At 46.5% G+C, this 6,684-nt stretch carries 9 protein-coding genes and 2 pseudogenes; 7 read left to right on the top strand and 4 right to left on the bottom strand.

The features are described from left to right. Positions 1-275 (bottom strand): annotated as a pseudogene (locus O9323_RS21245) (hypothetical protein); the annotation flags it as partial. A 314-nt stretch (positions 276-589) separates the two neighbouring features. On the opposite strand from O9323_RS21245, the gene O9323_RS21250 reads away from it, so the two are divergent. From O9323_RS21250 to O9323_RS21280, 7 genes are all read left to right on the top strand, one after another. Continuing rightward, on the top strand, positions 590-1,018 hold the full coding sequence (locus tag O9323_RS21250; protein WP_002774671.1) for a QcrA and Rieske domain-containing protein: 429 nt from the start codon (positions 590-592) through the stop codon (positions 1,016-1,018). A 475-nt stretch (positions 1,019-1,493) separates the two neighbouring features. Continuing rightward, on the top strand, positions 1,494-1,841 hold the full coding sequence (locus tag O9323_RS21255; protein ID WP_002736293.1) for a rubredoxin: 348 nt from the start codon (positions 1,494-1,496) through the stop codon (positions 1,839-1,841). A 107-nt stretch (positions 1,842-1,948) separates the two neighbouring features. Further along, the gene (locus tag O9323_RS21260; protein ID WP_002736815.1) at positions 1,949-2,941 is read left to right on the top strand and encodes a photosynthesis system II assembly factor Ycf48; all 993 of its coding nucleotides are present in this window, start codon (positions 1,949-1,951) and stop codon (positions 2,939-2,941) included. Positions 2,942-3,019: 78 nt separating this feature from the next. Then, on the top strand, positions 3,020-3,265 hold the full coding sequence (psbE, locus tag O9323_RS21265; protein WP_002737435.1) for a cytochrome b559 subunit alpha: 246 nt from the start codon (positions 3,020-3,022) through the stop codon (positions 3,263-3,265). Between the two features lie 25 nt (positions 3,266-3,290). Next, positions 3,291-3,425 (top strand): cytochrome b559 subunit beta, encoded by a 135-nt coding sequence (gene psbF, locus O9323_RS21270; RefSeq protein ID WP_002736175.1) that lies wholly within the window; start codon positions 3,291-3,293, stop codon positions 3,423-3,425. A gap of 10 nt (positions 3,426-3,435) precedes the next feature. Further along, entirely contained in the window at positions 3,436-3,555 is a 120-nt protein-coding gene (gene psbL / locus O9323_RS21275) for a photosystem II reaction center protein PsbL (protein WP_002735805.1), read from the top strand. Between the two features lie 42 nt (positions 3,556-3,597). After that, positions 3,598-3,717: a photosystem II reaction center protein J gene (locus O9323_RS21280; RefSeq protein ID WP_002736108.1), complete on the top strand. Its 120-nt coding sequence runs from the start codon at positions 3,598-3,600 to the stop codon at positions 3,715-3,717. A gap of 394 nt (positions 3,718-4,111) precedes the next feature. On the opposite strand, the gene psbB is transcribed toward O9323_RS21280, so the two are convergent. The 3 genes and pseudogenes from psbB to O9323_RS21295 all read right to left on the bottom strand — a co-directional run. Further along, positions 4,112-5,638 carry a photosystem II chlorophyll-binding protein CP47 gene (gene psbB / locus O9323_RS21285; protein ID WP_002735904.1) on the bottom strand — a complete coding sequence of 509 codons (1,527 nt, stop codon included), beginning with the start codon at positions 5,636-5,638 and terminating at the stop codon, positions 4,112-4,114. 378 nt (positions 5,639-6,016) lie between these two features. After that, a complete protein-coding gene (locus O9323_RS21290) occupies positions 6,017-6,328 on the bottom strand; it encodes a hypothetical protein (protein ID WP_002749272.1) in 312 nt (103 codons plus the stop codon). Positions 6,329-6,541: 213 nt separating this feature from the next. Beyond that, positions 6,542-6,684: pseudogene (locus O9323_RS21295) on the bottom strand (twin-arginine translocase subunit TatC); the annotation flags it as partial.

A 6,684-nucleotide genomic window follows, 5' to 3' on the forward strand; every position in this document is an offset into this window, starting at 1 on the left:
CCCTTAATCTCGATCGCGCCTCTTTCGGGAAAAATCGCCGTAAAAGGTTCTAATTCTTGATTTTTGGGGAATTGATCGACGTTAAAAAGTCCCCCGTCTGGCAATCCCGCACCCTGATTTCTGAGGTTGATAATGCAGCGGACTCGCGGTTTTAGGGTTTTACCGATTTCGTTGAGGAGAGTTTCGAGAGTGCCGTAGTAGGAGGTTTCTTTTACCGCTGCTTGGGATGAGTGGATTTCGTGCAGGTTGCGAAAATAATTGACGAGGGGATTCATTAGGAGTGTTGTAAAAATCAAAAATTGTTGTTAGGGTTAGGAGTCAGGAGTCGGTCGTCAGGAGTCAGGAGAATTAAGAATGAATAATAATTAACTAAATAGTCTATTTACATATTTTATGCCATTTAATCCTTATTTTTGCCATTTTTGAACCCTCAAAAATTAATTATCGGTCGCAACTAGCTTCTGAAGCCTAATCCTGGTCAGGCGTTTGCTTACTGGCCCTCTCTACTCGCACTTAGAAATTAATTGAATGGAAAGAGCTTCTACGGTACAGTGAAAGTTAACGTTACTGTTGGAAAAAACCTAATCCCATGAATCGTCGTGAATTTGTTGCCCTCGTTGGTGTTGGTGGAGCCATGGCCTGCGCCCCAGAAATCCTAGGGACGGCTACCGACCAAGAGATGACCCCGGCCCAAGCGGCGGATGGCTTTGTGAAAGTGACGGGCATTACCCTCAAAGAATTGGAAGCCAAAGGCAGTTTTCTGGATAAAAAATCCCCGGTCGGCTCCTTGCTCTTGATCTGGGAGAAAAAGACGAAAAAGATCAGTGCAGTAAACCCAACTTGTACCCATGAAGGCTGTACGGTGAAATGGGATACTGGCGCACAGATTTTAGCTTGTCCCTGCCATCCGGGGAAATTTACCGCCACTGGGGTCGTCACGAATAAACCCCCAAAAGGCAATCTAACCACCTATCAAGTCAAGGTCGAAAAAGACGTTATTTTCGTGAAAAAAGCTTAACGGGGTTGACGGAATACCATGCCTTTGGTGACACGGGTAGAATTAGTGACTCTCTACTCGCACTTAGAAATTAATTAAATGGAAAGCCTCCATAAGGGAGAGGGACAAGTAATTTAGCTTCACTCTCGCCTCTAAGAAGAAATTAAGCCGGGGATTTAGTCAATTTGGTCAAGAATAATCAGTTAGAGGTGAGAAATCAGACCCCGAATTTCTTCCCTGCCTGAAATCTCTCAATTTCTCAGACTAAATTTTACTACCAAAATCAGGGTAAATAGCCCAAATATCAACTTAATAAAGTTTTAATAGACATTTAAGCCCTAATAGATTAGTCTTAGTTTTTTTTAAGCCGATATGCTGCCTCGCTAATCCTTTTCAGACTTGAAAACTGGCTATTCTGTTAGGGGTTGGCCGTCAGAGAGGTCAATTTTCAAGGATAATTTGTAACAGAGTGTTGAAAATTCCCTTAATCTTAGTCATGAGCGATCGCCCACCAGAACTAACCCTAGCCGACCAGGCCCCTGCCAACCACGAATGTCGCTCCTGCGGCTACGTTTACGACCCCAGCAAGGGAGATAGTAAAACCAACACTCCCGCTGGAACCCCCTTCGAGGAATTGCCAGAAACGTGGCGCTGTCCCGTGTGTGGTGTGCGTCGTTCCCAATTTATCAACATCGGAGCTAAAGATGCTCCTTCGGGATTCCAAGAAAATCTTAGCTATGGTTTTGGAGTCAACCGTCTCACTCCCGCACAAAAAAATATTTTGATTTTCGGGGCTTTAGCGCTAGGATTTGTTTTCTTTATTAGTTTGTATGGTTTAAACTAACTCAAGCACTCATTATCTTTAAATCTAACGGCTCTTATGAGCCTGTAACTCATCGGGTACAAACCTTAATCCGTCCCGATTCCTTGACCAATACCTCTGAACCATTGATGAGAAAACTGAAACAATTTGTAATAGTTCTAGCTGTAGCCTTTTTCTGCTTTAGCTGTAGTAGTGTGCCATCCCTGAGCAATAGTCCTTGGCAAATCCTCACCCTCGACACTGACTCCACTTTTGCCGATATCGCCTTTACCGACGACCTGCAGCACGGTTGGTTAGTGGGAACCAAATCTACCCTCTTTGAAACCAGCGATGGGGGGAACAGTTGGCAGCAAAAAGTCCTCAACCTTGGCGACGAAAAAGTTAGCTTTAGCGCCGTCAGTTTCCACGACCAAGAGGGTTGGATTGTCGGTAAACCCTCAATTCTTCTCCATAGCGAAGACGGGGGCAGCAGCTGGTCCCGTATCTCCTTAAGTGAAAAATTACCCGGTTCTCCCTACGGAATTATCGCTCTGAACGACAAAACCGCCGAAATGGTCACGGATTTAGGCGCTATCTACCGCACCAAAGACGGAGGCAAAACTTGGCAAGCTTTAGTGGAAGGTGCTGTGGGTGTGGCCCGGACAATTGTTCGTTCCCATGATGGTAAATATGTGGCCGTTTCCGCACGCGGTAACTTTTATTCCACCTGGGAACCGGGGTCAACAGAATGGCAACCCCACAATCGTCTTTCTTCCCGCCGTTTACAAAAAGTCGGTTATGGTGAAAAAGGGGAATTGTGGGCCCTGGCCCGGGGTGGTCAACTACAATTTACTAGCCCCAATGATCTCGATACATGGGAAGATAAGGTATTCCCCGAGTTTTCCACCAGTTGGGGACTTTTGGACCTCAACTACCGCACCCCCGAAGAAATTTGGGTCGCTGGTGGTAGCGGCAATCTCTTGGTCAGTCATGACAACGGCCAATCTTGGCAAAAAGATCGCGCGGTGGAAAGTGTCCCCTCCAATCTCTATCGAATTGTTTTTATCAATTCCGACAAGGGTTTTGTCTTGGGACAAAATGGGGTTTTACTGAAATATAATCCCCCTAGCGAACCGGCCTAAAACTTGTCTCAGGGTCAACAAAGTCTCTATTATAGAGATTGAATTTTTCAAGTCCTATCATTCCGAGGAGAACCATCCATGTCAGGTAGTACCGGCGAACGTCCTTTTGGCGATATCGTTACCAGTATTCGTTACTGGATTATCCATAGCATCACCATCCCCATGCTCTTTGTCGCAGGTTGGTTATTCGTGAGTACCGGTTTAGCTTACGATGTTTTTGGCACTCCCCGTCCCGATGAGTATTACACTCAAGAGCGTCAAGAATTACCGATCATTAATGATCGCTTTGAGGCCAAAAATCAAATCGAGCAGTTTAATCAGTAGTTTACTTTAATTAAGGATAAAAACAATGGCTAGTGGTAATCCCAATCAACCCATTTCTTACCCCATTTTCACCGTTCGCTGGTTGGCAGTTCATACCTTAGCGGTCCCCACTGTCTTCTTTATCGGTGCAATTGCGGCAATGCAGTTTATTCAACGCTAGGAGAACAATTATGGAAAGAACACCTAATCCGAATCGGCAAGCCGTCGAGTTAAATCGTACTTCTCTTTATCTAGGTTTACTCCTAGTTGCTGTCTTGGGAATTTTATTTTCCAGCTATTTCTTTAACTAATTAGTCCCGATTTATTGTCATCGCAATTAGGAGGTGTTATTCATGTTCGCAGAAGGTCGTATTCCTTTGTGGTTAGTCGCCACCATCGCCGGTCTAGGCGTTATCGCTGTGCTTGGTCTTTTCTTCTACGGAGCTTACGCCGGTTTAGGTTCCTCTATGTAATTCCATTACGGGTAATTTCCCCCAGCAAAAAGCCGTTAGTTATAGAAATAACTAGCGGTTTTTTCAGTATTCGGTGAAAAGTAAAGCTCGATCGAACTTTAATACCAAATCCGTTTTTAATAGTGTGATTAACTCTCAAGTTAAGTAGTCGTGCAAAATAAATTTCCTAGTGAAGAAAGGCAAAAGGCAAAAGGCAAGAGGCAAGAGGTGGTTAGATATGTGTAATTAATTTTGCTTAGGTACTTATCAATTGTTTCTCCCTGCTCCCCACTCCCTGCTCCCTTCTCCCCACACCCCACACCCTGCCCCCACGAAAAACTTTTTCAGCATACCCTAATTAAAAAAAGGAGTCAAAGACTTGACTCCTTTAGTTATATGGATGATTTAGCTAAAACTAAACTTCTTGTTTACGAGTGCTAAGATCACCCAATTTTTGGAATAAACCGAATTCCACTTGTTCTTCCAGATCTGGATCGACCCCGGCGAATACGTCGCGGTAGATGGTACGAGAACCGTGCCAGATGTGACCGAAGAAGAATAGTAAAGCAAAGACAGCATGACCGAAAGTAAACCAACCTCTTGGAGAAGTGCGGAATACCCCGTCAGACTTCAGGGTTTCGGTGTCAAACTCGAAAGCTTCACCGAGTTGCGCTCTACGCGCAAATTTCTTCACATCAGCAGGATCGCTGAAGACCTGACCATCGAGAGAGCCACCGTAGAAAGAAACGGTAACACCACTTTGTTCGATACTCAGTTTCGATTCCGCACGACGGAAGGGAATATCAGCGCGAACGATACCTTCCGAGTCAGTCAGGACAACGGGGAAGGTTTCAAAGAAGTTAGGCATCCGACGCACGCTAAGGACGCGACCTTCGCCATCTTTGAAAACAGGGTGTCCTAACCAAGATTTAGCGATACCGTCACCGCTATCCATGGCACCAGTACGGAATAAACCACCTTTAGCGGGGCTATTACCGACATAATCATAGAAAGCCAGTTTTTCGGGGATTGCTTGGTAAGCTTCGGCGATGGTGGCTCCATTGGCGATGCTGGCCTCCACACGACGCTCAATTTCTTCTTGGAAATAGCCCTTATCCCATTGGTAACGGGTCGGGCCAAAGAGTTCGATCGGCGTGGTAGCATTACCGTACCACATGGTTCCAGCCACGACGAAAGCGGCAAAGAAAACGGCGGCGATACTGCTAGAAAGCACCGTTTCGATATTACCCATTCTCAGGGCTTTATAGAGTCTTTCGGGGGGACGAACGGTTAAATGGAATAAACCGGCGATAATCCCGACGATACCCGCAGCAATGTGGTGAGCTACCACACCCCCGGGGTTAAAGGGGTTAAAACCAGCCGGTCCCCATTCCGGAGCTACGGGCTGCACATGACCAGTTAAACCGTAGGCATCGGAAACCCACATCCCGGGACCCCAAAGGCCTGTTTGATGGAAAGCACCGAAACCAAAGCAAAGTAAACCAGATAAGAACAGGTGAATACCGAACATTTTCGGCAAATCGAGCGCAGATTCGCCCGTGCGGGGATCGACGAATAATTCTAAATCCCAGAAAACCCAGTGCCAAACCGCCGCTAGGAATAGCAGACCGGATAAGACGATATGAGCGGCGGCAACGCCTTCAAAAGACCAGAAACCGGGGTCAACACCAGTTTCGCCGGTGACGCTCCAGCCACCCCAAGAACCGGTGACACCTAAACGGGCCATGAAGGGCAGCACGAACATTCCTTGCCGCCACATCGGGTTTAATACGGGGTCACTGGGGTCGAAAATAGCAAGCTCATAGAGGGCCATGGAGCCAGCCCAACCCGCTACCAGTGCGGTGTGCATCAGGTGAACGGAAATTAAACGGCCCGGGTCGTTGAGAACGACTGTGTGTACTCGATACCAAGGTAGTCCCATTGACTACGCTCCTCCTATTGACAATTTAGTGTCCACTTAGACGCTTTTTATATTCAGGGTCAAAATATAAGCCCAACAATCTCGACTGTTAAGTGCAAGAGTTAGCCAACCTACATTATCCCTTGAAAAGTGTATCTATTCTAAAGAAGTGTAACTATTGTTAGAAGATATTTCAAGTGTTGGCGATCGGTCTTCCGCCAGAATATTCCAGATCAGGGTGTGGGGTGTAGGGTGTAGGGTGTGGGGTGTAGGGTGTTGGGTGTGGGGTGTGGGGTGTAGGGTGTAGGGTGTGGGGTGTAGGGTGTAGGGTGTTGGGTGTGGGGTGTGGGGAGATGGGGAATTATGACTGATAACTGATAACTGATAACTGATAACTGATTACTTCCTCAGTAGTTCTTCGGCATTTTGCAGGATTTCGAGGACTTGTTCGGCACTAATCAAGCGTTTTAGCACCACTTGCCCGATGGTGGGGACAGTATCGGCAATTTCGGCACTCTTGGGGGCAACTTCCACCATAATCACGGCTTCTTCCACCTTATAAAGCCATAAAACCTGTTCTCCTTCCAAAATACCGATATTTAATCGCTCTATCTGCGGTGGTCGTCGCCAACTACTCGCATGGTCCCACAAACCGCCAAATTCCCACACCCGTCCTATTGTCCAACCTGCCGTTAAGAAAAAATATTTCACTTTGTTACTCAATCTAGAATCAATCTCTAGCTTTCTGGCTTAATTAGTTTTCAGCCGTCAAATTTTATCAGCTTTTTAGCCCTCAGCCATCAGCCAGAAAAGACAATAGGCAATAGGCAAAAGTCAGCTTTGTTCTCCCTGCTCCCCGCTCGTCAATTCATAATTTATAATTCATAATTCCCACTCCTGTCTCCTATGACGGCTAATAGCTAGTCAACGTCCCGTTAATTTCACCACCCCAATGCCCCCAAAGTATAGACCCAAGACCGCCCCTGCTAACAGGGATTGGGTGAGAGGATCTGTGGAAGGGGTTAAAATCGCGCCTAAAATCACCGCCCCCAAAACCACGAAACGCC

The sequence above is a fragment of the Microcystis sp. LE19-131.1A genome, assembly GCF_027532015.1.
GTDB lineage: Bacteria > Cyanobacteriota > Cyanobacteriia > Cyanobacteriales > Microcystaceae > Microcystis > Microcystis ichthyoblabe_A.

Coding starts and splice junctions, on each gene's coding strand:
- O9323_RS21250 (WP_002774671.1), top strand. CDS start 590: ATGAATCGTCGTGAATTTGTTGCCCTCGTTGGTGTTGGTGGAGCCATG.
- O9323_RS21255 (WP_002736293.1), top strand. CDS start 1,494: ATGAGCGATCGCCCACCAGAACTAACCCTAGCCGACCAGGCCCCTGCC.
- O9323_RS21260 (WP_002736815.1), top strand. CDS start 1,949: ATGAGAAAACTGAAACAATTTGTAATAGTTCTAGCTGTAGCCTTTTTC.
- psbE (WP_002737435.1), top strand. CDS start 3,020: ATGTCAGGTAGTACCGGCGAACGTCCTTTTGGCGATATCGTTACCAGT.
- psbF (WP_002736175.1), top strand. CDS start 3,291: ATGGCTAGTGGTAATCCCAATCAACCCATTTCTTACCCCATTTTCACC.
- psbL (WP_002735805.1), top strand. CDS start 3,436: ATGGAAAGAACACCTAATCCGAATCGGCAAGCCGTCGAGTTAAATCGT.
- O9323_RS21280 (WP_002736108.1), top strand. CDS start 3,598: ATGTTCGCAGAAGGTCGTATTCCTTTGTGGTTAGTCGCCACCATCGCC.
- psbB (WP_002735904.1), bottom strand. CDS start 5,638: ATGGGACTACCTTGGTATCGAGTACACACAGTCGTTCTCAACGACCCG.